The organism is Bifidobacterium simiarum (assembly GCF_002802905.1).
Classification (GTDB): Bacteria; Actinomycetota; Actinomycetes; order Actinomycetales; family Bifidobacteriaceae; genus Galliscardovia; species Galliscardovia simiarum.
This window is the reverse complement of record NZ_PEBK01000001.1, coordinates 467,674-493,082: the sequence shown is the minus strand read 5'-3', so window position 1 is coordinate 493,082 and position 25,409 is coordinate 467,674. Positions and strand designations below refer to the sequence as shown.

Annotated in this window: 21 protein-coding genes and 1 tRNA gene; 3 read left to right on the top strand and 19 right to left on the bottom strand. The window is 63.6% G+C overall.

The annotated features are described in order from the left end of the window. Positions 1–16: 16 nt before the first annotated feature. The 8 genes from frr to CSQ87_RS01885 form a co-directional block, all read right to left on the bottom strand. Positions 17–571: a ribosome recycling factor gene (gene frr, locus CSQ87_RS01920; RefSeq protein ID WP_100512156.1), complete on the bottom strand. Its 555-nt coding sequence runs from the start codon at positions 569–571 to the stop codon at positions 17–19. A 60-nt stretch (positions 572–631) separates the two neighbouring features. Beyond that, positions 632–1,378, bottom strand: a complete 747-nt coding sequence (gene pyrH / locus CSQ87_RS01915) for a UMP kinase (RefSeq protein WP_100512155.1) — start codon at positions 1,376–1,378, stop codon at positions 632–634. Positions 1,379–1,573: 195 nt separating this feature from the next. Continuing rightward, positions 1,574–2,425 (bottom strand): translation elongation factor Ts, encoded by an 852-nt coding sequence (tsf, locus tag CSQ87_RS01910; RefSeq protein ID WP_100512154.1) that lies wholly within the window; start codon positions 2,423–2,425, stop codon positions 1,574–1,576. A gap of 64 nt (positions 2,426–2,489) precedes the next feature. Next, positions 2,490–3,308, bottom strand: coding sequence for a 30S ribosomal protein S2 (rpsB, locus tag CSQ87_RS01905; RefSeq protein WP_100512238.1), 819 nt, complete (start codon positions 3,306–3,308; stop codon positions 2,490–2,492). A 323-nt stretch (positions 3,309–3,631) separates the two neighbouring features. Next, positions 3,632–4,120: a peptide deformylase gene (gene def, locus CSQ87_RS01900; RefSeq protein WP_100512153.1), complete on the bottom strand. Its 489-nt coding sequence runs from the start codon at positions 4,118–4,120 to the stop codon at positions 3,632–3,634. Positions 4,121–4,176: 56 nt separating this feature from the next. Then, positions 4,177–6,414 carry an AMP-dependent synthetase/ligase gene (locus CSQ87_RS01895; protein WP_100512152.1) on the bottom strand — a complete coding sequence of 746 codons (2,238 nt, stop codon included), beginning with the start codon at positions 6,412–6,414 and terminating at the stop codon, positions 4,177–4,179. Positions 6,415–6,466: 52 nt separating this feature from the next. Then, positions 6,467–6,952, bottom strand: coding sequence for a hypothetical protein (locus tag CSQ87_RS01890; protein WP_100512151.1), 486 nt, complete (start codon positions 6,950–6,952; stop codon positions 6,467–6,469). Positions 6,953–7,304: 352 nt separating this feature from the next. After that, entirely contained in the window at positions 7,305–8,429 is a 1,125-nt protein-coding gene (locus CSQ87_RS01885) for a GuaB3 family IMP dehydrogenase-related protein (protein WP_100512150.1), read from the bottom strand. A 152-nt stretch (positions 8,430–8,581) separates the two neighbouring features. Between CSQ87_RS01885 and CSQ87_RS01880 the strand changes: the two genes are divergently transcribed. Together CSQ87_RS01880 and CSQ87_RS01875 are read left to right on the top strand one after the other, a co-directional pair. Beyond that, complete coding sequence (locus CSQ87_RS01880; RefSeq protein ID WP_100512149.1) at positions 8,582–9,802, top strand: NADP-dependent isocitrate dehydrogenase; 1,221 nt, start codon at positions 8,582–8,584, stop codon at positions 9,800–9,802. Positions 9,803–10,052: 250 nt separating this feature from the next. After that, positions 10,053–11,696 carry a substrate-binding domain-containing protein gene (locus CSQ87_RS01875; RefSeq protein WP_165776684.1) on the top strand — a complete coding sequence of 548 codons (1,644 nt, stop codon included), beginning with the start codon at positions 10,053–10,055 and terminating at the stop codon, positions 11,694–11,696. Between the two features lie 52 nt (positions 11,697–11,748). Here the strand turns inward: CSQ87_RS01875 and CSQ87_RS01870 are convergent, their stop codons facing one another. Together CSQ87_RS01870 and CSQ87_RS01865 are read right to left on the bottom strand one after the other, a co-directional pair. Continuing rightward, on the bottom strand, positions 11,749–13,563 hold the full coding sequence (locus CSQ87_RS01870) for an AMP-dependent synthetase/ligase (RefSeq protein WP_100512147.1): 1,815 nt from the start codon (positions 13,561–13,563) through the stop codon (positions 11,749–11,751). 159 nt (positions 13,564–13,722) lie between these two features. After that, positions 13,723–13,798, bottom strand: a tRNA-Asn gene (locus CSQ87_RS01865). A gap of 239 nt (positions 13,799–14,037) precedes the next feature. Here CSQ87_RS01865 and CSQ87_RS01860 point away from each other — a divergent pair. Further along, the gene (locus CSQ87_RS01860) at positions 14,038–14,673 is read left to right on the top strand and encodes a M23 family metallopeptidase (RefSeq protein ID WP_100512146.1); all 636 of its coding nucleotides are present in this window, start codon (positions 14,038–14,040) and stop codon (positions 14,671–14,673) included. 31 nt (positions 14,674–14,704) lie between these two features. Here CSQ87_RS01860 and clpX read toward each other — a convergent pair whose 3' ends face one another. The 9 genes from clpX to CSQ87_RS10855 all read right to left on the bottom strand — a co-directional run bounded on the left by clpX (position 14,705) and on the right by CSQ87_RS10855 (position 25,330). Continuing rightward, positions 14,705–16,000 (bottom strand): ATP-dependent Clp protease ATP-binding subunit ClpX, encoded by a 1,296-nt coding sequence (gene clpX / locus CSQ87_RS01855; protein ID WP_100512145.1) that lies wholly within the window; start codon positions 15,998–16,000, stop codon positions 14,705–14,707. Positions 16,001–16,490: 490 nt separating this feature from the next. Further along, positions 16,491–17,144, bottom strand: a complete 654-nt coding sequence (locus CSQ87_RS01850; protein ID WP_100512144.1) for an ATP-dependent Clp protease proteolytic subunit — start codon at positions 17,142–17,144, stop codon at positions 16,491–16,493. 1 nt (position 17,145) lies between these two features. Beyond that, the gene (locus CSQ87_RS01845; protein WP_165776696.1) at positions 17,146–17,736 is read right to left on the bottom strand and encodes an ATP-dependent Clp protease proteolytic subunit; all 591 of its coding nucleotides are present in this window, start codon (positions 17,734–17,736) and stop codon (positions 17,146–17,148) included. Between the two features lie 215 nt (positions 17,737–17,951). Next, positions 17,952–19,337, bottom strand: a complete 1,386-nt coding sequence (gene tig / locus CSQ87_RS01840; protein WP_100512142.1) for a trigger factor — start codon at positions 19,335–19,337, stop codon at positions 17,952–17,954. A 49-nt stretch (positions 19,338–19,386) separates the two neighbouring features. Then, positions 19,387–20,673 (bottom strand): HRDC domain-containing protein, encoded by a 1,287-nt coding sequence (locus CSQ87_RS01835; protein ID WP_243388787.1) that lies wholly within the window; start codon positions 20,671–20,673, stop codon positions 19,387–19,389. Further along, a complete protein-coding gene (locus tag CSQ87_RS01830; protein ID WP_100512141.1) occupies positions 20,666–21,301 on the bottom strand; it encodes a DUF3000 family protein in 636 nt (211 codons plus the stop codon). Before CSQ87_RS01830 ends, CSQ87_RS01835 begins: the two co-directional genes overlap by 8 nt. Positions 21,302–21,477: 176 nt before the next feature. Further along, positions 21,478–22,359: a pyruvate formate-lyase-activating protein gene (pflA, locus tag CSQ87_RS01825; RefSeq protein ID WP_100512140.1), complete on the bottom strand. Its 882-nt coding sequence runs from the start codon at positions 22,357–22,359 to the stop codon at positions 21,478–21,480. Between the two features lie 91 nt (positions 22,360–22,450). Next, a complete protein-coding gene (gene pflB, locus CSQ87_RS01820; protein WP_100512139.1) occupies positions 22,451–24,826 on the bottom strand; it encodes a formate C-acetyltransferase in 2,376 nt (791 codons plus the stop codon). 327 nt (positions 24,827–25,153) lie between these two features. Next, a complete protein-coding gene (locus CSQ87_RS10855) occupies positions 25,154–25,330 on the bottom strand; it encodes a hypothetical protein (protein WP_165776683.1) in 177 nt (58 codons plus the stop codon). Positions 25,331–25,409: the final 79 nt, after the last annotated feature.

Here is a 25,409-nt window from a genome sequence, read left to right as displayed (position 1 = left end):
TCTCGGTCCGTGGACCTCAGACCTCGAGGATTTCCTTTTCCTTGGTGGCGAACAGCGAATCGATCTCGTCGCTGACCTTCTTGGTGACCTTCTCCAGATCGTTCTGCAGGCGCTTGCCTTCGTCCTCGCCCATGTCGCCGTCCTTGACGGCCTTGTCGATGGCCTCCTTGGTCTTGCGGCGGATGTTGCGCACGGCCACCTTGCCGTCCTCGGCCTTGCCCTTGGCGAGCTTGACGTACTCCTTGCGGCGGTCCTCGGTCAGCTCCGGCAGGGTGATGCGGATCACGTTGCCGTCGCGGTTCGGGTTCACGCCGAGGTCGGAGTCGCGCAGGGCCTTCTCCACGGCGTGGGCCTGACTGACGTCGAACGGGGTGATGGCGAGGGTGCGCGGCTCCGGCACGCCGATGGTGGCCATCTGCTTGAGCGGGGTGGGCGCTCCGTAGTAGTCGACGACGATGCCGTTGAGCAGCGCCGGGTTGGCGCGTCCGGTGCGGATGCCGGCGAAGTTCTCCTTGGTGGATTCGACGGTCTTGTTCATCTGCTCGGTGGCATGATCAACGAGGGTGGCCATGGTGTTCTCCTTACTGTATGTGGCCCCGGAGGGCCGATGGTCTCACCAGTGTGGACTGGATTACTTGGTTACGGATTCGTCCGCGCTCACGCGGGTGCCGATCGACTCGCCCAGCAGCGCGCGGGTCACGTTCCCGGCCTCCTCGAGTCCGAACACGCGGATGACCTGATGGTTGTCGCGGGCCATGGACAGCGCGGAGGCGTCCATCACGGCCAGATTGTCGACCAGTGCGCGGTTGTAGCTCAGCTGGGTGAACATGCGCGCCTCGGGGTCCTTGCGCGGGTCGGCGGTGTACACACCGTCCACGCCGTTCTTGCCCATCAGCACCTCGTCGCAGTGGATCTCCAGCGAACGCTGGATGGACACGGTATCGGTGGAGAAGTACGGCATGCCGGCGCCGGCGCCGAAGATCACCACGCGGCCCTTCTCCAGATGGCGGATGGCCTTGAGCGGGATGTACGGCTCGGCGACCTGGGTCATCTGGATGGCGGACTGCACGCGGGTCGCCTGACCCTCCTGCTCCAGAAAGTCCTGCAGCGCCAGGCAGTTCATCACCGTACCGAGCATGCCCATGTAGTCGCCGCGGGAGCGGTCGATACCGGCCTGCTGGAGTTCGGCGCCACGGAAGAAGTTGCCGCCGCCCACGACGATCGCCACCTGCACGCCCTGCTTCACGGCGGGGACGATCTCCTCGGCGATACGTCGGATCACATGGGTGTCGATGCCGACGGAACCGCCGCCGAACGCCTCTCCGGAAAGTTTGAGCAGAACCCTGCGGGGCTTGCCAGCTGCATCGTTGCCAGTCATACAGTGCCTTTCTTCGGTTGTCTCGTTCCGTCCTGCGGTCGCGAGACCACGAAAAATTACCGTCTATCAGAGTATCCGTTGTCAGCGACAGTCCCAAGCCAACGCGCCGACGACGATCGACGGGCAACGAAAAAGGCCGCGCACCCACTGGGGCGCGCGGCCTTTCGATGAACGGTCACGGACGACCGGGGAGGATCACTCCTCCTCGCCCTTGCCGACCTCGACGCGGGCGAAGGCCACGGCCTTGCCGCCGACCTGCTTGAACAGATCGTTCACGGTCTTGGACGGATCCTTGACGAACTGCTGCTCGAGCAGCACGTTCTCCTTGTAGAAGGCGTTGAGACGACCCTCGACGATGCGGGGGATGATCTTCTCGGGCTTGCCTTCGGCCTGGGACTTCTCGGTGGCCACGCGGCGCTCGGACTCCACGACATCGGCCGGGACGTCCTCGCGGGTCAGCCACTTGGCGCCCATGGCGGAGATCTGCAGAGCCACTTCGTGGGCGACGGCGGCACCGGCTTCGTCGGTGGCGACCATGGCCACGATGCTCGGCGGCATCTCGGCGGACTTCTTGTGGGCGTAGATCTCGACGTGCTCGCCGGCGACCTTGGCGAACTGACCGAGCTTGACGTGCTCGCCGAACAGGGCGGCGGCCTCCTCGACGGACTCCTTCACGGTGCCCTCGGCGGACGGGGCGGCAAGCACCTCATCGGCGTTGTCGGCACCGGCCTTGACGGCATCGGCAAGTACGCTGTCGGCGAACTCCACGAACTTCGGGGTCTTGGCCACGAAGTCGGTCTCGGAGTTGACTTCCACGGCGTAGCCGACCTGGCCTTCGCCGGACTCGACGACCTTGGAGGCGATGGTGCCTTCCTGGGCCTTGCGGCCTTCGCGCTTGCCGGCGGCCTGGATGCCCTTGGCGCGGATGATTTCCTTGGCGCGGGCGACGTCGCCTTCGGCCTCGGTGAGGGCCTTCTTGACGTCCATCATGCCGGCACCGGTGTCTTCGCGCACCTGCTTGATCAAAGCAAGACTAATTGCTGCCATTGGTTTTGTCTCCTCTAATAGACTGCCCCGGATGGGAGTTGTGCAACTCCCATCATAGGGTAATTCACTCGGCCTTGGCTTCCTCGGCCGGGGCTTCGGCGGTGGCGCCGTCCTTCTTGAGCAGCTCGGTCTCCCACTCGGCCATCGGCTGGGCGTCGGCCTTGTCGGCGTCGGCCTTGTCGGCGGCCTTGCCGGAACGCTCCAGCAGACCATCGGCGACGGCGTCGGCCATGAGGGTGGTCAGCAGCTCGACGGCGCGGATGGCGTCATCGTTGGCCGGGATCGGGTAGTCGACCAGATCGGGATCGGTGTTGGTGTCGACCAGGGCGACGACGGGGATGTGCAGCTTGTGGGCTTCCTCGACGGCCAGGGCTTCCTTGTTGATGTCGACCACGAACAGGGCGGAGGGGGTGCGGTTCATGTTGCGGATACCGCCGAGCTGCTTGACCAGCTTGTCCTTCTCACGCTCGAGGAGCAGGAGCTCCTTCTTGGTCAGACCGGAGGCGTGCACGTCGGAGAAGTCCATCTCCTCGAGCTCCTTCATGCGGGCGACGCGCTTGGAGACGGTCTGGAAGTTGGTGAGCATGCCGCCGAGCCAGCGCTCGGAGACGTACGGCATGTTGACGCGGGTGGCCTGCTCGGAAACGGCCTCGGCGGCCTGCTTCTTGGTGCCGACGAACAGCACGGTGCCGTTGTGGGCGACGGTGGCCTTGATGAAATCGTAGGCCTTGTCGATCAGGTCGAGGGACTTGAACAGGTTGATGATGTGGATGCCGTTGCGCTCCATCAGGATGTACTGCTTCATCTTCGGGTTCCAGCGACGGGTCTGGTGACCGAAGTGAACGCCTGCCTTGAGCATCTGGCTCATGGTGATCTGTGCCATGTTCATACCTTTCTTGTCGGTTATTGCCTGGCCATGCGAAACTGCGTGCAACTCCGGATGGAGCCGACCGACACAGCTCGTCGCCGACATGGCGCGTATTCGCGTGCCGGATAGCGGATACAGGTCGGTTTCCCCTCGTCTGCGACTACGAACGGAAACCAAAAAGGCACGCAAGGCACTAGCATACCACGGGCCCGGACGACATCATGCCGTCCGGGCCCGTATTCATTGCATGTTCATCGCGCCGTCCCGTTTGACGGGACGAGCCATATCATTGCGCCATCCCGTTTGGCAGGACCGGCCGTGCCGCGATATCAGCGATATCAGCGCGGCTGCTGTCGCCGCATCATGCGCATGGCCTCGCGGCGCTCCTCCTTCTCGAGCCGGTCGAGGTAGACGTGGCCGTCGAGATGATCGCACTCATGCTGCAGCATGCGGCCCATGAGGCCGCTGCCCTCCAGAGTCACCGGCTTGCCGTCCAGATCGATGCCGGAGACGCGCGCGTAGTCGGCGCGGCGGGTCTTGTACCACAGTCCGGGAACGGAAAGGCATCCCTCGTCGCCGTACTGCTCGCCACGGGTCTCCTCGATCACCGGGTTGAGGATGTATCCGATCCTGCCCTCGATGTTGTAGGAGAACGCCCTGAGGCTCACGCCGATCTGATTGGCGGAAAGGCCGGCCCGGCCGGGATCGTCGACCGTTTCGAGCAGGTCGTCGACCAGTCGCCTGATGGCGGGCGTGATCTCGCGGATCGGATCGCAGGGCGTGCGCAGCACGGGGTCGGGAACCACCCGGATCTCTCTGATAGTCAAGGTATCGCTCCTTTAGGAAAACAATCGTTGCCTGTCCGTCCGGACCGTGGACGCCGTCAGCGTCCGGTCTCGGAGCGGTGTTCGCCACCGTCAACAGTACCCGACCGCCGGGCTCCGTCGGCACCGGCCGGGTCCGGTTCGCCGTGGGAGGAGACCTCGGACCCGTCGGCGACGGAGGACTCGGAGGCCTCGGTGGCCTCGGCGGCCTCGGGCGCATCATCCGCCTCGCCAACGGCGTCGGCGGCATCGGCGGCATCGGCGGCATCGGCGGCATCCGACTGGCGCAGCCGCTTCGACACCCCGACGAGGGATCCGCTCATGCTCTTGGCCTGGTCGAGGACCGGCTCCAGCCGTTCGGTCGCCTCCTTGATCCTGGGGAGCGCGCTTTCCTGGGCCTTGTCGATCAGCGGGGAGATGGACTCCGTGGCCTTCTCCAGCAGCGGCGACGACGCTCCCTTGGCGGCGCGGCTCCCCTGCTTCGGCGCGTACAGCACCTTGTCGATCACGTCGGCGTACTGGCGCAGCACGGTGGGACGCACCACCTTCATGCTCGGGGTGAGGGTGCCGTCGTCCTGTTCGAAGTCGGTGTCGAGAATGCAGAACTTGCGCACGGATTCGGCGCGGGAGACCGAGGAGTTGGCCTGATCGACGTACTGCTGGATGAAGGCGCGCACCGCATCGTTGTCCGCCACGTCGGCAGCGGTCATGGTCCGGTCGAGCCCCTGGGCCTCGAGCCACGAGGCGAGCATGTCGGGGTCGAGCGTCACCAGCGCGGCGATGAACGGACGACCATCGCCCACCACCACGACGTGGGAGACGATCGGGCAGGTGCCGATCACGTCCTCAAGCGGCGCGGGAGAGACGTTCTTGCCGCCGGCCGTGATGATGAGGTCCTTCTTGCGGCCGGTGATGTAGACGAAGCCGTCGTCGTCGATCTGCGCGAGGTCGCCGGTGAGCAGCCAGCCGTCGTCGGTGAACGCCTCGGCGGTGCGCTGCGGATCGTCCTTGTACCCCACGAACACGTTGGGTCCCTTGACCTCCAGCTCGTCGTCGTCGGACAGGCGGACGGCGATGTCGGCGGTGCCGGGCTTGCCCACCGAACCGACGCGGTTCGCGGCCTCGAAGTTCACGATGCAGGGTGCCGCGGTCTCCGTCATGCCGTAGCCCTGAATGAAGGTGATGCCGTCCATGCCGTTGAAGAAGTGGGCGAGATCCTCGTTCATCGGCGCGCCGCCGCAGGCCAGGAATCGCAGGTTCGGCCCCAGGGCGGAACGGATGGAGTTGCCGACGGCCCTCTCGAAGAAGGCGTGGTCGATGCGCTGGCGCAGGCCGTGGCCGCGACCGTCCTGCTCGTCGCGGCTCCACTGCACGAAATGCTCGAAGGCGCGGAGGAACACCCGGCCCTTGAATCCGGCGCCGGCCTTCTGCGATGCCGCGTTGTACACCTTCTCGAACACGCGCGGCACGCCGAGCAGGTACGTGGGCTTGAAGCTGCGCAGGTCGGCGAGCAGATGCTTGGCGCCGGGCAGGTATCCGACGACACCGTGGGAGCCGATGGCGACGTATTGGATGTAACGGGCGAAGCAGTGGGCCAGCGGCAGGAACAGCAGCAGCCTGGTGGGGTTGCCGGCCAGCATGTTCGGCAGGCAGTCGTAGCCGCCGAGCACGATCGACGTGAAGTTGCGGTTGGTGAGCATGACGCCCTTGGGCTTGCCCGTGGAGCCGGACGTGTACACGATGGTGGCCAGATCGTCGGCCTTGATCGCGTCAATGGCGGCATCGAGCTGCTCGTCGGAGACGTTCTCACCGAAATCGATGACGGCGTCGATGCCCGAAGCCTCGAAATTGAACACGTACTTCAGCGACTCGCACTCCGGGCGGATCGCGTCGAGGGTCTGGGCGCGCTCCGATCCGCCGGCGAAGGCGATCACGGGCTTCACCTCGGTGACGATGCCCCGGGCCTGCGACGCCGAATCGGTGTCGTAGATCGGCACGGACACCGCGCCGATCGCGGCGCAGGCGAAGTCCACGACGCCCCACTCGTAGCTGGTGGGGGCGTAGATCACCACGGTGCCGCCCTTGCGCACGCCGAGGCCGAGCATGCCCTTGGCAACGCTGCGTACCCTGTCGACCATCTGGGCCGCGGTGACCGGGCTCCAGACGCGGCCGGACTCGTCTTGCACCTCGACGACCACGTCGTCGGGATTGCGTCGACACCGTCGGCTCAGCAGCGAGTATATGGTGTCGTCGTCGGTGGTGGGGGTAATGGCAGGGCTCGAATATTCACGCAACATACGAACTACTATAACTTCACGACCTTCGCGCCCGCTTCACGACGCGGGGACGTCACCCGAAGTCGAGCATCGTGCACAGCCACCGGCTGCCCTTGCGGCGCAGCACCAGACTGACGTAGTAGTCCTCGTAGCCGATCGACAGCCCGATGCAGGCGTCGAAGCATTCGGTGCTGAGCAGGGTGCCGAACAGATACTGCGGCACCACGGGAAGATGCCGGTGCAGGGCGTCGCGGGCGTCCTTGTCGGTGTCGAGCAACGCCGAAAGGAACATCAGGCGGTCGATGCTTTTCTCCGTCAGCCGGTTGTCGAGGATCTGCGGCCGGAGCCTGCCGCGTACCACATCGGCGGCGATGCAGGCCAGATGACAGGATCTGGTGGCCAGATCGGCGCACTCCCCCGCGCTCAGATCATGATGGGAAACCCGGCAGACCCTCATCTTCACCGCCCGGTTCTGACCGTCCGCCCCATACAGGCTCGGCATGGTGAAGGTGAAATTGATCCGTTTGTCCCCGTCGTTGTTGTCGTTGTCTTGCTCCATGGTGACCCTCCTTGGTCTTCCCTTCTCACAGCAGCCCCCCGTTCGGGGGTCTGTCACTAGGATGACACCTTGAGATTCACAGTCAAATCGCACGACGATAAATGTGGATAAGTGGATGGATGACGAATTATCCACATCCCGGGGACCGTCATCCTCCACCGACGGATTCCGCGAGGCCAGCACCGCGACAACCCCCTTGAAAAGTTCGGCAATACCCCCTTGACTCCATGTCCTCGCATGGCGGCAGGGATCGGCATCCCCCGTCAAATTCCAGGGAAACCGCCCGAAGACGACGAATGCCGGCGACCCGTGTGGGCCGCCGGCATCGGAAGCGAAGCCGTGATCGAATCGGTCACAGGCTTTCGTACGGCGTCACCGCCACCGAGCAGCGCTGGAACTCCTTGACGTCCACATAGCCGGTGGTCGCCATGGCACGACGAAGCGCGCCGATGAAGTTGACCGTACCGTCCGGACGGTGGCTGGGACCGTACAGGATCTCCTGCATGGAGCCGACGGTGCCCACATGGTAGCGGCGTCCGCGGGGCAGTTCGGCGTGGCATGCCTCGGCGCCCCAGTGCTCACCATGACCGGGAGCCTCGGCCGCACGGGCCAGCGGCGTGCCGAGCATCACGGCATCGGCGCCGAGGGCGAAGGCCTTGACGAAGTTGCCGGACACGCCGGTGCCGCCGTCGGCGATCACGTGCACGTAGCGGCCGCCGGATTCGTCCATGTAGTCGCGACGGGCCGCCGCCACGTCGGCGATGGCCGTGGCCATGGGCGCATGCATGCCGATGGTGGTGCGCATGGTGGAGACCGCGCCGCCGCCGATGCCGACCAGCACGCCCGCCGCGCCGGTACGCATCAGGTGCAGGGCCGCGCGGTACGTGGCGGCACCGCCCACGATCACCGGCACGTCGAGCTCGTAGATGAACTTCTTGAGGTTCAGGGGCTCATGGGTGCTCGACACATGCTCGGCCGACACCGCGGTGCCACGGATCACGAACAGGTCCACGCCGGCGTCGATCACCGTGGAGTAGAACTCCTGCGTGCGCTGCGGAGTCAGCGAGCCGGCCACGGTGACGCCCGCCTCGCGGATCTCGTGCAGCCTGCGGGCGATCAGCTCGGAGCGGATCGGTGCGGAGTACAGCTCCTGCATGCGCGTCGTGGCCTGCTCCTGCGGCAGCTCGGCGATCTCGGCGAGCAGCGGCTCCGGATCCTCGTAGCGGGTCCACAGACCCTCGAGATCAAGGACCCCGAGGCCACCGAGCCGTCCCAGTTCGATGACGGTCTTCGGGCTCATCACCGAATCCATCGGGGCGCCGATCACCGGGATCTCGAACTCGTAGGCATCCACCTGCCACGATGTGGACACATCCTGCGGATCGCGGGTGCGTCGGGAGGGGACGATGGCGACATCGTCCAGGGAATAGCTCAGACGGCCGGACTTGCCCAAGCCGATTTCAGTCTCTTGTGTCATGGCTCCTAGGCTAATGCGGCGTCCAGACGCGGGTCCCGACGGTACCATTCGCCGGACACGGACATTTCGTGCGCGAGGAAACATATGTCGTGTATGAAAGGGCGTGGTTAATGTGACCAATACCCATATGCCCGGCAGAAGGAGCGATTCATATGGCAAAAATCAATGTAGAGGGCAAGGTCGTCGAGCTTGACGGCGACGAGATGACGCGCGTCATCTGGAAGGACATCAAGGACCGTCTCATCCTGCCGTACCTCGACATCGATCTCGACTACTACGATCTGGGCATCGAGAACCGCGACGCCACCGATGACCAGGTGACCATCGACTCGGCCAAGGCCATTCAGAAGTACCATGTCGGCGTCAAGTGCGCCACCATCACCCCCGACGAGGCCCGCGTCAAGGAGTTCGGCCTGAAGAAGATGTGGAAGTCCCCCAACGGCACGATCCGCAACATCCTCGGCGGCACGATCTTCCGCGAGCCGATCGTGATGAGCAACGTCCCGCGGCTCGTCCCCGGATGGACCAAGCCGATCGTCGTGGCCCGTCACGCCTTCGGCGACCAGTACAAGGCCACGGACTTCAAGGTCCCGGGCGCCGGACGGCTCACCGTCACGTTCACCCCCGAGGACGGCTCCGAACCCATCGAGCATGTGGTCTACGACTACGGCAAGGACGGCGGCGTCGCCCAGGTGCAGTACAACGTCAACGACTCCATCCGCGGCTTCGCGCGCGCCTGCTTCAACTACGGGCTCATGCGCCACTACCCCGTCTACCTGTCCACCAAGAACACCATCCTCAAGGCCTACGACGGCCAGTTCAAGGACATCTTCGCCGAGGTCTACGAAACCGAGTACAAGGACCGCTACGAGGCGGAGGGCCTCACCTACGAGCACCGGCTGATCGACGACATGGTGGCCAGCTCCCTCAAGTGGCACGGCGGCTACATCTGGGCCTGCAAGAACTATGACGGCGACGTGCAGTCCGACTCCGTGGCGCAGGGCTTCGGCTCGCTCGGCCTCATGACCTCCGTGCTCATGACCCCGGACGGACAGACCGTCGAGGCGGAGGCCGCCCACGGCACCGTCACCCGCCACTACCGCCGCTGGCTCAAGGGCGAGAAGACGTCCACCAACCCGATCGCCTCGATCTTCGCGTGGACCGGCGGTCTCAAGCACCGCGCCGATCTCGACGGCACCCCCGAGGTGCGTCACTTCGCCGAGACGCTGGAGAAGGTCATCGTCGACACCGTCGAAGGCGGCCAGATGACCAAGGACCTCGCCATGCTCATCGGACCGGACCAGCCGTGGCTCGACACCGAGGGCTTCATGAACGCCCTCGACGAGAACCTCGCCAAGGCGCTTGCCGCATAGCGCACGACACTCCGGATCGCACGGGGGCGGTGATACGCGACGACGTCGCGGCACCGCCCCCGTCGCGTCTTTACCGCCCGGTCGTTGCTTCCTCGCCGTCCGGTCGGTGTCTCCTCGCCGTCCGGTAAGTGCGAACGCCGGCGCCGGGCGCCGATCAGGGCGCTGATCAGGGAAATGGCCTACAATCCCCATAGTCGATGTTTTGTGGGGCGCCCCGCCCCGGCTCATACGAACCGAAGGATGTGATGTCGTGCTCAAGTGGCGAGAACGTTGCAGGATGATCTTCTCGGCGGCCACCTGCGCAGCCATGCTGCTGACGCTGGCCGCCTGTGGAGAAACGGACTCCGATTCGGCCGAATCCCCCTCGGCAAGCGCCTCCGCCACGACCGGCGACCCGGGGACGGTATCGATGTTCCTCCCCTCGGACGGCATCACCCTTTCGCAGAGCACGCCACTGAACAAGTGGACGAAGCTGGAGCGCTCCGTCACCGAAGCACTCGTCGATCAGGGCATCGACAAGGACGACATCACCACGACCAGCTCCAAAAGCCTGGAGGATCAGGCGGACGCGATCAACGACCGTCTTGCCGAACGCAGCAAGCGGAAGGATGCCGAGGGGAACTCCGGCGATTCCGACGCCGGCACCTCCAACGCCGGCACCTCCAACGCCGGCACCTCCAACGCCGGCACCTCCCGGGAGACGATGATCGTGGCGCCCGTGGCCTCCCCCGACGACGTGACCCGGCAGTACGGCGACTATGTGTCGCAATCGCTGTCCACTGACGAAAACAACACCGCCGAAAACAACACCGCCGAAAACAACACTGACGGCAAGTCGTCCGCATCCGCGTCCTCGTCGGCATCGTCCTCTTCCTCCTCATCCGATACGTCCGACGACACGTCCGCGAACGGCGACGTCTCCCGACTGGTGACCGCACTGAACCGGGCCCGCAAGGCCGGGGTGCGCGTCATCCTCGTCGCGAACAGCATCGAAGGGTATACGCCCGACGTTTTCGTCAGCCTGTCCACGCTCCGCGACATCGCCCGCACGCAGGCCACGCTGCTCGCCAGCAAGCTCGAACTGTCGCAGACCAGCAGCGAGAACCCCAAGCATGTGGAGATCCTCCTGCCCGCCAACGCCGACGACGCCGTCACCAAGGAAGTGTTCTCCGGCATCTGGGAGGTGCTCGGCCCCTATTATCGTTCCGGCGCGGCGGTGAGCCCCTCCGGCCTGCTTGACGCCCACAGCGATGCGGACAGCTGGAAGGCCGTGTCGTTCCAGGCCACCGATGCGCAGGCCGTCCGCAAGGAACTGTCCAACCGTCTCGATCTGAAGAACTCCAAGAACCTGCCGGCGATCGACGGCGTACTGGCGATGAACGATTTCGTCGCCTCGGCGGTCGTTTCGCAGCTGTCGTCCGCAGGATACCGGGGATCCGCGGCGGACATCAACCCGCAGATCACCATCGGCGGCATCGTCGACAACATCGTCGGCAACAAGGATCTCAAGAAGCATCAGGTGCCGGATCCCCAGAAGTCGTCCGGCACCGTCTCGGGCGGCGCCACCGACGCGGACGGCGACACCGCCACCGACGCATGGCCCATCGTCACCGGCTACGGCGCCTATCTGTCGAACATCACCAATGTGGTCGATGGCGCCCAGTGGAGCACCGGCCTCGAGGACCGCGACGCCTACGCCAAGGAGATCGCCAAGACCGCGACGCTGCTCAACGCAGGCAAGGGCGTGTCCGGCGACGACGTCGACGGCACCACGACGATGAACGGGAAGAAGGTGCCGCTCATCGAGAAGACCCCGGTCAGCGTCTCGGCCAACAACCTGAAGAAGACGCTGATCGACCCGGGATACATCAGGCCCGCCGACGCCGGTCTGTAGACCGTAGGACTGTAGGAGGCGGCCACGGCCCCGCCGGGCCGCCTTACGCCGATCAGCGACGGCGCGGCACGTAGATCACGTCGTTGATCAGGTCGGCGTAGCGTTCCTCGATCACCGCGCGCTTCGTCTTCATGCTCGGCGTGAGCATGCCGTTCTCCTCGGTGAAATCGTCGTCGAGGATCTCGAACTTCCTGATCGACTCGGCCCGGGAGACCAGCGCGTTGGCCGCATCCACGGCCCGCTCCACCTCGGTGGCGATAATCGGATTGTGGCTGGCCTCCTCCAGAGAATCCACTTCCTGACCGCCCTGGGAACGCAGCCATGCGTTCGCGTCGGCGAGGTCGATGGTGATCAGCGCGGCGATGAACGGGCGCCGATCCCCGATGACCAGACACTGGTCCACCACGGGAGAGGTCATCACCGAAGCCTCCAGCACGCCGGGCGAGACGTTCTTGCCGCCGGCCGTGATGATGAGATCCTTCTTGCGACCGGTGATGGTGACGAATCCATCGGAGTCGATGTCGCCGAGATCGCCGGTGTGCAGCCATCCCTTGACGATCTGCTGGGTGGTGATCTCGGGATGATTGTGGTATCCGCGGCATACCGCACGGCTTCTGATGCACAGCTCGCCGTCCTCGGCCACGCCGAAGCTCACGCCCTGCATCGGCAGGCCGATGGTGCCGATCCGATAGCCCGTGGTGGGGTTCACGCAGGCCGGGGCGCAGGTCTCGGTCATGCCATAGCCCTCAAGCAGCGGCAGGCCCACGCCGTTGAAGAAGTGGGCGATCTGCCCGTCGAGCGGCGCGCCGCCGGACACGGCGTACTCCACATGCCCGCCGAACACCTCCATGATCGAGCGGTAGATCAGCTTCTCGTAGAACAGATGCTTGAGCCTCACCGTCAGCGGCATGCGCTCATCCGACTGCTGGTAGCGGGACCACAGGCGCGCCGTAGTCGCCGCATCGTAGAACAGCCGACCCTTGACCCCCGCTCCGGCCTTCTGCGAGGCGGCGTTGTAGATCTTCTCGAAGATGCGCGGCACCGCGAGCACGAAGGTGGGCTTGAACACCTGGAAGTCCTGGATGATGGTCTTCAGGTCGCTGGACAGACCCAGCGTGACGTTGCTGGCGAAGCAGAAGAACTGCATGTACCGGGCGAAGACATGGGCCAGCGGCAGGAACAGCAGCAGGCGGCGGTCCGGCTTCATGCAGATGTCCGGCATGGAATGGCATCCCGAGTAGGTGATGAACACGAAGTTGCCGTGGGTCAGTTCGATGCCCTTCGGGGTGCCGGTGGAGCCCGACGTATACACGATGGTGGCGAGATCGTCGCCCTGCACCGCGTTCTCCCGGTTCCAGAACTCGTCGTCGGCGATCGTACGGCCGAATTCCGCCAGCGTATCGAGCGCATCGAGGTCGATCACGTACACGTCGCCGAGATAGGCCGCCTGATCGCGCACCGACTCGACCTTGTCGCGCTGCGCGTCGTTCTCCACGAAGGCCATGCGCACCTGCGCGTCGTTGAAGATGGCCTTGACCTGTGCGGCGGAATTCGTCTCGTAGACGGGAACGGTCAGGGCGCCGATGGACATGATGGCCATGTCCAATGCGGTCCACTCCCATCTCGTATGCGACATGATCGCGATGGAGTCGCCCTTGCGCACGCCCTTGGCGATCAGCCCCTTGGCCAGGGAGATGACGAGCTTCTCGAACTCCTCGGCGCTGAACGACTGCCATGCCCCCTCGCCGTTCTTGAATTCCACCAGCGAATCGTCGGGAGTACGGCCGGCGCGCTCCTCGAGGATCGAGAAGATGTTCTTGTTGTCATCGATGCGTGTGGTCTCCGGCCGAGTGTATTCCTTCAACATAACTGCTCCCGTCGTTGGTCATCTACAAGGATTCTACACATGCACCGGGCCGGTTGACGGCTTTGACGGAACGACGGATCGAGATCATGTGTCGTATCGCGAGGTTCGGGGTCATATCCTGTGATACGAAAAAAGCCCTTGACGAATCAAGGGCTTTGGTGGCTCCTGCGGCTGGGCTTGAACCAGCGACCGTCCGATTAACAGTCGGATGCTCTGCCAACTGAGCTACGCAGGAATACTGTGTCTGATGCATCAGCTCACAAGATGTGAATAATAGCGTGCAACATCCACGGTCGCAACCTTGGCGTGTCGCAAAGAAGAATCACGGCCATACCGTTTCATGAAACCGTTTCAATCCTTGCAATATCAACGATGATAAGCATTCAACCACATTGTCCCATCACAGTGGCCTCCGACGTTCCCATCGACTTGACTGGAACCACCATTCAATGACCGGAACGGGAGCGGACCATCATGACCCCTTGGCAATACGAACGACATCAATATCGTCAGCGTCTCAGACTTCGGCAGTATCTGGAGCGGCGCCTCTCCGACCGCAGACGCGGCCTCAGCCGCAGGATCTGTCTTTCCCTGCTGCTGACGATCATGCTGCTGACGGGCATGGTCGTATGGACGACGATCGAATCCCCAGCCGTCTCCGCGGCGACCGGTGGTGGGGAATCCTGTCCGACCGCGTTCCGCTGGCCGGTACGCACATCCGGGCATGCGGATCCCCCGCTGGGCAAGTCGTTCGACAACCCGGCGAAACCATGGCTTCCCGGCCACCGCGGCATTGACATCCTCGCCCCTTCCGGCACCACGCTGATCGCGCCCGATACGGCGACGATCGCATTCGCCGGGCAGGTAGGTGGTAAAAGCGTGGTGAGCCTTCGCCACGGCAACGGACTGACCACTACCTACGAGCCGGCCGAAGCGGGAGCTCCCGTCGGCACGGCGGTGAATCGGGGAATGCCGTTCGCGCAGACCGCCGGACGGTCCGATCACTGCGCCGGCACCTGCGTGCACTGGGGAGTCAAACGTGCGAACGGCACCTACGTCGATCCGATGCATATGGTGCATCGACAGCGGATCGCGCTCAAGCCGATGTAGGCAAAACGCCGATGCAGGGTGCTTTCGGCGGCTATGCCTGACGGCGTCTTGGCACGGAGACCAGTTGGGGTGCGGATCGTCCGTCGACCGCGGCGCCGTCGACGATCACCTCGTCGACGTCGCGCATGTCGGGCAGACGGAACATCGTGTCCTCGAGGATCCGTTCGATGATGGCTCTCAGACCGCGGGCCCCGGTCCCCTGTTCGATCGCCATGGCGGCGATGCGTTCGACGGCCTCGTCGGTGAAGACGAGATCGACGCCGTCCGCGGCGAACAGCTTCCGGTACTGCTTGGTCAGCGCATTGGCCGGTTCCTGCAGAATCGAGACGAGATCGTGCAGCGTCAGCTCGTCGAGCACGCTGATCACCGGCAGACGACCGATAAGCTCGGGCAGCAGACCGAACCTCGACAGATCATCGGCGGTGACATGGCGAAGCGGATCGACGACGTCCTCCTCCCGCCGCCGCTCGACCGTGGCGAATCCGCTGGATCTTCTGCCCAGACGCTGCTCCACGATGTCGTCCAGTCCGACGAACGCGCCGCCGCAGATGAACAGGATGTTCCTCGTGTCGATCTGCACCATCTCCTGATCCTTGTGCTTCCGGCCGCCCTCCATCGGCACTGAGGCGACGGTGCCTTCGATGATCTTCAGCAGCGCCTGCTGCACCCCTTCCCCTGAGACGTCCCTCGTGATCGAGGTGTTCTCGCCGGACTTGCGGGCGATCTTGTCGATTTCGTCGATGTAGACGATGCCCTTCTCGGCGCGGTCCACATCACCGTCGGCGGCCTGAATCAGCCGCTGCAGCACGGTCTCCACGTCATCGCCCACATATCCGGCCTCGGTGAGCGTGGTGGCGTCGGTGATGACGAACGGCACCTTCATCACCCGGGCCAGCGTATGAGCCAGATAGGTCTTGCCCACGCCGGTCGGCCCCATCAGCAGGATGTTGGACTTGGCCACCTCCACGTCGGCCAACGGATCCAGTGACCGTCTACGGGCGGCCAGCTCCCCCGCCTTCTGGGCCAGCTCCATGTTCACGCGCTTGTAATGGTTGTACACCGCCACCGACAGCGTCTTCTTGGCATCCCGCTGCCCCACGACGTACCGATCAAGGTAGTCGTAGATGCGGCTCGGCGGAGGAAGCTTCAGCACCCTGTCCATCGCGTCCACCCTGCGGTCCTCGGAGATAATGTCGACGCACAGGGCGATGCATTCGTCGCAGATCGAGGCGCCGGGCCCGGTGACCAGCTTGCGCACCTGATGCTCGCTCTTGCCACAGAACGTGCAGGTGGGGATCTCCTCGCGGTAGCTCACCACACGGCTCATACATGACTCCTTCGCACCCATCGCACGCCCATCGGCATCCGGATGACAACACGGTTCGACTACCTACCATACCCGCGGCGAGTCACCGGACGTACAATGAAACGGTCACGACGTCGAAAAAATCGACCCATACCCCCTAATCGCCGGATTCCATCCCCACTTGGATGGGCCGCTCCCGCCATCGATCCGGCCTTGTTGGCACGATCAACCGCACAGACCGCGGTTGCGTTTCATGCAAGAATGGTCATCCCGCGACTCTCCTTGGACGGAACCGATGGACCACAGGCCACTGGATCAGCGGCGAACTGCGGCCGTTGGCGCGTTCTAACCCGATCATGAGGTCATACAGATGTGAGCAAGAACACGTTTGAATGCTCTCGGTCAGTCAAATTCCCCACCCTGACGGCCATGAAAACGAAAAACGGTCGGAGCCCGAATATCCGGACTCCGACCGATATGCAACCGTCACGATCGTGCTGGCACGATCTCACTAATCGCGGTTTTCGATCACCTCGTCGACGATGCCATACTCCTTGGCCTGAGGGGCGGTAAGGAAGGTATCGACCTCGATGTCCTTGCGGATCTTCTCCACGTCCTGACCGGTATGCTTGGCCAGCGTGTTCTCCAGCCATTCGCGCATGCGCAGCATCTCCTTGGCCTGGATCTCGATCTCGGTGGCCTTGCCGAAGTCCTGTCCCATGGCGGGCTGGTGGATCAGCACGCGGGCGTTCGGCAGCATCAGACGCTTGCCCTTGGTGCCCGCGGCCAGCAGGATGGCGGCGGCGGACGCGGCCTGACCGAGGCACACGGTCTGCACGTCGGGCTTGATGTACTGCATGGTGTCGTAGATGGCGGTCATGGCGGTCATGGAGCCACCGGGCGAATTGATGTAGATCATCACGTCGCGGTTCGGATCCTGGCTTTCCAGCACCAGCAGCTGGGCCATGATGTCGTCGGCGCTGGTGTCGTCCACCTGCACGCCCATGAAGATGATGCGGTCCTCGAACAGCTTGGTGTACGGATCCTGACGCTTGAAGCCGTATGGGGTCTTCTCCTCGAACTGCGGCAGAATGTAGCGCGCCTGCGGCATCGTGCCGGCCAGACGCTGCGCACGGGTGATGTACTGAGCCTCTTCGGAAGCCATGTCACTCCCCCTTCTCGGTGGTGATGGAGCTCGGAGTGGTGACCAGCTTGTCGACGAAGCCGTACTCCAGAGCCTGCTGTGCGGTGAACCAGTGATCGTACTCGTTGTCGCGGTAGATCTCCTCCACCGTATGACCGGTCTGCTCGGCGGTCAGCTCGGCCATGGTACGCTTCATGTCCATGATCAGCTCGGCGTTGATGCGCACGTCCGTGGTGGTGCCGCCCACGCCGCCGGAGGGCTGATGCATCAGCACGCGGGCGTGAGAGGTGAGGAATCGCTTGCCCTTGGTACCGGAGCTGAGCAGGAACTGGCCCATGGAGGCGCACATGCCCAGACCCATGGTGGCCACGTCGGGCTCGATCAGCTGCATGGTGTCGTAGATGGCCATGCCTGCGGTGATGGAGCCACCGGGCGAATTGATGTACAGCCAGATGTCCTTCTTGGGATCCTCCGCGGCCAGCATCAGCATCTGCGCGCAGATGCGGTTGGCCATGTCGTCCTTGACCTCTTCGCCCATCCAGATGATGCGCTCCTTGAGCAGCCGGTTGAAGATCGGATCAGCCGGCCCGGCGGGCATGTCGCCGCCGTCCATCATGGGCGAGGACTGAAGATAGTTGCTCACCTTGTCTCCTTCACTAATGTGACTCAATTATCGAGATTACCGCGTCACGGGTCGGTTCCCCGTGATTTGCGCTGAAAAGTGAATATGCTCACAGCCTTGATGCGAAAAAGGGCTCCCTGCCTGCGAGAGGCGGGAGCCCTAGGCACGACGGTCGAAGCCGAACGGCCGGCCGTCATTCAGCCATGTCACTCTTCGGTGGCTTCGGCCTTCTCCTCGGAGATCTGGTCGGCCACGGCAGCGGCGGCGGAAGCGGCCTCGACGCTCTCCTGAGCCTCGGCTTCGGCCTCGTCCTCACCGAGGAACTGGCTCAGATCGATGTCGTTGCCCTCCGGGTCGACGAAGGAGACGGCGCGCATGCCGGCGAGCAGGCCCTTGGAGCGGCCCACTTCCTGCACGGCGGAACCGAGCTGACCGCCCTGGATGATGGACTGGATGAAGCGGTTCGGCTCCATGCCGTACTGCTGAGCGATGGAGGCGAGGAAGTTCATCACGTCGTTCTGGGCGACCTTGACGTCGAGCTTCTCGGCCAGAGCGTCGAGCGTGATCTGATCTCGCAGTTCCTTCTCGGCGGCCTCGGAGGCTTCCTTCTTCTGGTCGTCGGTGGCCTTCTCCGGATCCGGGGTCAGCTGCTTGAGGCGCTCGGAGGTGAGCTCCTTGAGGATGCCCTTCGGCAGCGGGATCTCGACGGAGTCCTGCAGCTTGGCGATGAAGGCGTCGCGGGCGTCGGTGGCCTGACGGCCTTCGGCGTCGCGCTCGCACTGCTTGCGCACATCGGCCTTGAGCTCGTCGAGGGTGTCGAACTCGGAGGCTTCGGAAGCGAAGTCGTCGTTCAGCTCCGGCAGCTCCTCGGCCTTCACGGAGTTGACCTTCACCTTGACCTGGGCCTTCTCGCCCTCGTGGTCGCCACCCTGCAGGGTGGATTCGAAGGTGGTCTCCTCGCCGGCGGACAGGCCGTCGAGGGCCTCGTCGATGCCGTCGAGCATGGTGCCGGAACCGATCTCGTAGCTCACGCCTTCCTGAGAGTCGACGGATTCGCCGTCGATCTCGGCGACGAGGTCGATGTTGGCGAAGTCGCCCTTGGCGGCCGGGCGGTCGACGCCGACGAGGGTGCCGAAGCGCTGGCGCAGGTTCTCCAGACGGGCGTTCACGTCATCGTCGGAGACGGCGGGCTTGGCCACCTCGATCTTCAGGCCGTCAAGCTCGGGCAGATCGAACTTCGGACGCACCTCGACCTCGGCGGTGAACTTCAGCTTGGTCTCGTCCTTGGCGGAAGCCGGAACTTCCTTGACGTCGAACTCGGGCTGGGCCATCGGGCGGATTTCCTTCTCCTCGCAGGCCTTGGAGTACAGCTCGGGCACAGCGTTGTTCACGGCCTCTCCGGCGACGGCGCCGAAGCCGATGCGCTGGTCGATGATCGGACCAGGCACATGACCCTTGCGGAATCCCGGGATGTTCACCTGCTTGGCGATCTCCTTGCGAGCCGCATCGAGGTACGGATCAAGCTCATCGGGGTTAACGGTAACGGTCAGACGAACCTTGGTGGGTTCCAGATTCCTCACGCTGATTTTCACTCTGCGCTCCAATTCGTTGAAACTTTGGTTAGGCCATTCAAGGCAACCGCTATATCATAACCCTACCCAAGGACTGTGCGACCAGCGAAATCTGCCAGTCCCGCACGTCCTGTCCCTTAAGATACCGGCCGATATCGTCCGGGACCGGATCCTGCCAGCACAGATTTCGCAGGACCTTCGGCTTGATGATCATCTCGATCGGCGTATGCGTGTCCTCTCCGATCTGCGCGATGACCTGCCGCGCCCTCTGCAGCCGGGCGAACCGGTCGGGATGATGCTCCTTCCAGTACTTCATCGACCGCGGGGCGTTCGTGCTTTCGTGCGTCGGCTGCGGCGCCGCCTTCGGCAAGGCGTCATGCGGCAGCGACAGCGCCTCGGCGATCGCGTTCTTCCACACCGTGGGCCTGACGCTGCGCTGGATGGGCGCGTACCGTTCGAACATCTTGTCTTGCTCGCCACCGGTCTGGATGCGCACGCGCTCATTAAGCGAACGGATGGCGCGGAACATGCGGATGTTCCGCGGCTTGCGCTGGGCCGCCTCGATGATCGCCGCATCGGACAGCAGCAGGGTCGGGGCGATGTCGAGACGGCGGGCGTATTCGTCCCTCGCCGTCCACAGGGCCCGCACGACGGCCAGTCCGCGCGGATCGTTGTTCAGCGCGGTGATGTGCGAGACGCGGCGCCACGGTTCGGGATGCGGAGGACGTCCCTGCGCCCCCTGCTCGAGCAGGTAGGCGAACTCCTCGTCGGCCCATGCGCTTTTGCCCTGCGCGCGGAGCCCGTCGAGCAGCCGGGCGCGAAGCTCGATGAGCACTTCGACGTCCAGCGCCGCGTAGTTGCGCCAGTCCCTCGGCAGCGGACGGTACGACCAGTCCGCCGCGGAATGCTCCTTGGCGAGGACGAGTCCGAGATAGTGGGCGGTGACGGCGGCCAGTCCGAAGCGGGTATTACCCAGCAGACGGGCCGCGACCTCGGTGTCGAACAGGGAGCGGGGCTTGAGCCCGATGTCGAAGAATCCGGGCAGGTCCTGCAGCGAATCATGCAGGATCCAGTCGGCGTCGCCGATCGCGTCGTTGAAGGCGCCCCAGTCCGCTCCCTGCTCGCCCAGCGCGATGGGATCCACCAGCGCGATGCCCGCGCCGTCCCGTTTGAACTGGATCAGCCAGTCCTCGTGGCCGTATCTGAAGCCGGAGGCCCGTTCGGCGTCGGCGGCCAGCGGTCCTTCGGCCTCGGCGAAACGCTCCACCATGTCGTCGAAGTCACGACGGGTGTCGATCACATCGGGCACGCCCGCCTTGGGCTCTCTGAGCAGATGGGGTTCGTTGACTTCAGCCACGGAAAATGTCGCTCCCTTCCTCGTTCTCCATGAGGGACGTCAGGAACAGCGCCCACATGTCTATCTGTCTTCCAGCGTCCAAGATACTACCGTCTCGGACGTCCGGAGTCCACGAGGCGCGGGCTTCGCAGCTCACCGAGGCCACCGGCTCCACGTCATTGGACGATTCGAACGAGGTGTTGTGATTGACGCTTACCGTACCCATCAGCGATCCGGGCAGCCGGTCGACGAGCAGCCGCTCGATGTCGGTCCAGTACAGCGAGGGGGTGAGACTGTTGTGCTGTTCGCGTCGCAATGCCCAGGAGGCGAACGCCACGCATCGCCACCGCGATCGCCAGCCGGAACGCATCCGATGGGAATACAGCACCATGATCCAGCCGGAGACCGCCGTACTCGCCCGTTCGCCGGAACTGATCTCGACGCCGATGCCGTAGTCGGCCAACGAGGCCGGCACGGGGATCTCACGGTACTCGAAGGCATCGCGCAGCACCATGTCCCGCACCGACTGCACGGCGTCCTCGACCGGCTTCGGTACGTCGTCGTGCGATCCCGCTCCGGATCGGGCATCCGTCGAACCGGCCGTCCTCATCGACATCGTGGCCGGAAACGTGTAGATTTCTGCTGCCATACTTACAGGCTAAACGCTGCCAGCCCGTTTGCTCGGATTTGGCGCCGGTGGTTCGCACGCGTCGCGATATGCGACAGCCGGACCACATCGGAACGTGGCCCGGCTGATAGGATGGCGATTGCATGCACGGCCTGATATACGACGGCCTGATGCACGACGCCCTGGTACATGACGATTTAGTACACGACGAAGCCGTGGTCCTTGAACTGGTTGCACACGCGTTCGCGCAGCTTGGCGGACGGTCCCTTGGCGTCCTCCAGCGGATATGGAATGCGCATCTCATGCCACTTCGGGCGTCCCAGCTGGTGGAAGCCGAGCACGTCGATGTGCTCGACGGCGTCGCCGAAGGTCTCGCAGATGTTCGCCACCTCCTCGACGTTCTTCTCGTCGTCGGTCAGTCCCGGCACGAGCACGAATCGCACCCAGATCTTCACGCCGTGCTTGGCGAGACGCTGGCCGAAGTCGATGGTGGGCTGCAGGATGCCGCCGGTCACCTTCTTGTAGGTCTCCTCGTTGCCGGACTTGACGTCGAGCAGGCACAGGTCGATGTCGTCGAGCTGCTCGTCGGTGTAGTTGGCACCGAGGAATCCCGAGGTGTCGAGGCAGGTGTGGACGCCCATCTCCTTGGTGGCGCGGAAGACCCGCGAAACGAAGGCGGGCTGCATCATGGATTCGCCGCCGGAGAAGGTGATGCCGCCGCCGGTGGCTTTGAACAGCTCCTTGTACCGGTCGATCTTCTTGACCATGGCGTCGAAGTACACAGGCTTGCCGTCACGCATCTTCCAGGTATCCGGGTTCTGACAGTACTGGCAACGCAGCGGGCAGCCGCTCATGAAGACGGTCATTCGGGTTCCCGGACCGTCGACGGAAGTGTTGATGTCCCATGAATGGACGAAACCGATATCGCCGGACTTCAGCGCGTGCAGACGGTCGCGTCGGTCGAGCCCGATGGGTGATTCGAATCCGGAAAGACCGCCCATCAACGTTTGGCTGGCGTATTCCTTGTTCGACTTCAGCATATGCGGCGTGGTCGTTCTGAATTGCGTGGTGTAAGACATCGGCGTCCTCTTTTCGAAAAAAACGGGGGCGGGACATATCTGCCCCGCCCCCTAACATATCACCGTTTACACGGTTTCGGCTGATTGATTATCAGTCGGTGACGGCTCCCTGATGGAAGGTACGGGAGATCACGTCGAGCTGCTGCTCCTTGGTGAGCTTGACGAAGTTCACCGCGTAGCCGGAGACACGCACGGTCAGGTGCGGGTACTTGTCCGGGTGCTCGACGGCATCCTCCATGGTCTCCTTGCGAAGCACGTTGATGTTCGCGTGGTAGAGGCCGTGGCCGTTGCCGGCATCCAGGATGCCGACCAGGTTGCCGATGCGCTCTTCCTCGTCGCGACCAAGGCCATCAGGGGTGATGGTGTTGGTCAGCGAGATGCCGTCCAGAGCGTCGTTGTAGTCGATCTTGCCGACCGAGAACATAGACGGCAGCATGCCGTGGGAGTCCATGCCGTTCTCCGGGTTCGCACCAGGAGCGTACGGGGTGCCCTTCTTGTGGCCCGACGGGAAGGAACCGGTGTTCTTGCCGTACTCCACGTTGGAGGTGATGGTCAGGATGGACTGGGTCGGGACGGCGCCACGGTAGACGGGCAGGCGCTTGACCTGACCCATCACAGTGGAGACAACCCACTTGGCGATGTCGTCGGCACGATCGTCGTCGTTGCCGTAGATCGGGAACTCGCCCTCGGTACGGTAGCCGACCACCAGATCGTCGTCAGCGCCCTCGACGTACTCGTACTCGTGGCCCTCGAGGTTCTTGGCGTCCTTGTTGTAGATCGGGTAGACCTTGGCGTACTTGATGGCAGCCAGGGAGTCAGCGGCGATCGACAGACCGGACATACCGCAACCAAGGGTACGGTACACTTCCTTGTCGTGCAGAGCCATCTCGATGGACTCGTAGGCGTACTTATCGTGCATGTAGTGGATGATGTTCAGAGCCTGCACGTAAGTCTCGGACAGCCACTCCAGAGCCTTCTCGTAGTTGTTCTTGACCTTGGCGTAGTCCAGGGTGCCGTCGGCTTCCGGAGCGATCGGGTCGATGACGCCCTTATCGATGACCTGCATGCCGGTCATCTCGTCGCGACCACCGTTGATGGCGTACAGCAGGGCCTTGGCGGAGTTCACGCGAGCCGCGAAGAACTGCATCTGCTTGCCGACGCGCATCGGGGAGACGCAGCAGGCGATGGCGGCGTCGTCGCCCCAGTGGGAACGAATTTCCTTATCGGACTCGTACTGGATGGCGGAGGTGTCGATGGAGATCTTGGCGCAGAAGCGCTTGTAGCCTTCCGGCAGCTTCGGATCCCAGAAGATGGTGATGTTCGGCTCAGGGCCAGGTCCGAGGTGCTCAAGGGTCAGGGTGTTGAGCAGACGGAAGGAGGTCTTAGTGACCATGGCACGGCCGTCGTCGGCGAAGCCGGCGTCGGACCAGGTGGCCCAGTAAGGATCACCGGAGAAGATGTTGTCGTAATCCTTGGTGCGCAGGAAGCGGACGATACGCAGCTTCATGACGATGTTGTCGATGATCTCCTGAGCACGGGTCTCGTCGATCACACCGTTGTCCAGATCGCGCTGGATGAAGCAATCGAAGAAGGCGGAGTTACGGCCGAAGGACATGGCGGCGCCGTCCTGGCTCTTGACGGAGGCGAGGTAGCCCATGTAGGTCCACTGCACGGCTTCCTGAGCGTTCTGAGCCGGGCGGGTCAGATCCAGACCGTACTCGTTGCCGAGGTTGATCAGCTGCTTGAGGGCCTTGATCTGCTCGTCGTGCTCCTCGCGGAAGCGGATCCAGTGCTCGATCTCGGTCTCGGTGAAGTCGTTGCGGTAAGGAATGGAGTCCTTATCCTTCTTCTTCTGCTCGATCAGGAAGTTCACACCGTACAGGGCGACACGACGGTAGTCGCCGATGATGCGGCCACGGCCGTAGGCATCCGGCAGACCGGTGAGGATCTTGTTGTGGCGGGCAACCTTGATCTGCTTGGTGTACACGCCGAACACGCCGTCGTTGTGGGTCTTGCGGTACTTGGTGAAGATCTTCTTGATCTCCGGATCAGGCTCCTTGCCGGCTTCCTTGATGGCCTGCTCGACCATACGCCAGCCGCCGTTCGGCATCATGGCGCGCTTGCAGGGAACGTCGGTCTGCAGGCCGACGATCACGTTGTCGCGCTCCGGGGAGTCGATGTAGCCAGCCGGGAAAGCGTCGATGCCGGCCGGGGTGTGGGTGTCCACGTCGTAGACGCGCTGCTTGCGCTCGACGGCAAGGTAGTTATCGTCCAGGTACTTCCACAGGTACTTGGTGTTCTCGGTGGCGTTGGCCAGGAAGGACTCGTCGCCCTCGTAGGGGGTGAAGTTCTTCTGGATGAAGTCGCGAACGTCGATTTCGTTCTGCCAGTTACCACCGTTGAAGCCGGCCCAGGCCTTGGCCTTGAGGTCTTCGGCAGAAACCTTAGCGGCATCTACTGCTGTCATATTCAATCTCCTTGTTAGAGGACCGCAGCGGTTGCGTCTTCGCTCCGCTGTCACCAACAATATTACCGAGGGAATGGCGGTTTCACGCCGGTTTTCGCGTGACGTTCCTCACATTTTGAGCGCGCTCTCAACGGCTTTTATGACCCAGTTCACATTGGCTGCGTGAGCTGGATCACAAAGCCGGTCCGGGACCTCGGCGGACGTACCGCACACCTCGCCCGGTCACGTCCGCGACCGGCGTGTCGACCGGTACGGGCCGATACGAAGGAAGCCCTTCGACCACCCCGTTCGGGGTCATCGAAGGGCTTCCTCGGCGTTCTCGGGCGGTCAGCGCCAGCCGCGATCCTGCTCCTCCCACTTGCGGTTACGCTCCTCGGCGATCTTCCATGCGTTGAGCGCATCCTCCTCGGTGTCGTACGGTCCCATGCGTTCGCTGATCGGCGACTGGGGGCCGAGTTCGGCCTTTTCGGTGCGGGTGTTGAAGTACCACTTCTTTTCGTTCATGTTCGCTCCTTGGTCCGTGTAATGGGAATTGGTCCGTGTGATCCCGGTCCGTCTGATCGGAAAGTCCTTGCGATCGCCC

Bases quoted from the DNA above. Each gene is read 5' to 3' on its own strand.
- frr (WP_100512156.1), bottom strand. From the start codon at position 571: ATGGCCACCCTCGTTGATCATGCCACCGAGCAGATGAACAAGACCGTC.
- pyrH (WP_100512155.1), bottom strand. From the start codon at position 1,378: ATGACTGGCAACGATGCAGCTGGCAAGCCCCGCAGGGTTCTGCTCAAA.
- tsf (WP_100512154.1), bottom strand. From the start codon at position 2,425: ATGGCAGCAATTAGTCTTGCTTTGATCAAGCAGGTGCGCGAAGACACC.
- rpsB (WP_100512238.1), bottom strand. From the start codon at position 3,308: ATGGCACAGATCACCATGAGCCAGATGCTCAAGGCAGGCGTTCACTTC.
- CSQ87_RS01895 (WP_100512152.1), bottom strand. From the start codon at position 6,414: ATGTTGCGTGAATATTCGAGCCCTGCCATTACCCCCACCACCGACGAC.
- CSQ87_RS01890 (WP_100512151.1), bottom strand. From the start codon at position 6,952: ATGGAGCAAGACAACGACAACAACGACGGGGACAAACGGATCAATTTC.
- CSQ87_RS01885 (WP_100512150.1), bottom strand. From the start codon at position 8,429: ATGACACAAGAGACTGAAATCGGCTTGGGCAAGTCCGGCCGTCTGAGC.
- CSQ87_RS01880 (WP_100512149.1), top strand. From the start codon at position 8,582: ATGGCAAAAATCAATGTAGAGGGCAAGGTCGTCGAGCTTGACGGCGAC.
- CSQ87_RS01870 (WP_100512147.1), bottom strand. From the start codon at position 13,563: ATGTTGAAGGAATACACTCGGCCGGAGACCACACGCATCGATGACAAC.
- CSQ87_RS01860 (WP_100512146.1), top strand. From the start codon at position 14,038: ATGACCCCTTGGCAATACGAACGACATCAATATCGTCAGCGTCTCAGA.
- clpX (WP_100512145.1), bottom strand. From the start codon at position 16,000: ATGAGCCGTGTGGTGAGCTACCGCGAGGAGATCCCCACCTGCACGTTC.
- CSQ87_RS01850 (WP_100512144.1), bottom strand. From the start codon at position 17,144: ATGGCTTCCGAAGAGGCTCAGTACATCACCCGTGCGCAGCGTCTGGCC.
- CSQ87_RS01845 (WP_165776696.1), bottom strand. From the start codon at position 17,736: ATGGACGGCGGCGACATGCCCGCCGGGCCGGCTGATCCGATCTTCAAC.
- CSQ87_RS01830 (WP_100512141.1), bottom strand. From the start codon at position 21,301: ATGGCAGCAGAAATCTACACGTTTCCGGCCACGATGTCGATGAGGACG.
- pflA (WP_100512140.1), bottom strand. From the start codon at position 22,359: ATGTCTTACACCACGCAATTCAGAACGACCACGCCGCATATGCTGAAG.
- pflB (WP_100512139.1), bottom strand. From the start codon at position 24,826: ATGACAGCAGTAGATGCCGCTAAGGTTTCTGCCGAAGACCTCAAGGCC.
- CSQ87_RS10855 (WP_165776683.1), bottom strand. From the start codon at position 25,330: ATGAACGAAAAGAAGTGGTACTTCAACACCCGCACCGAAAAGGCCGAA.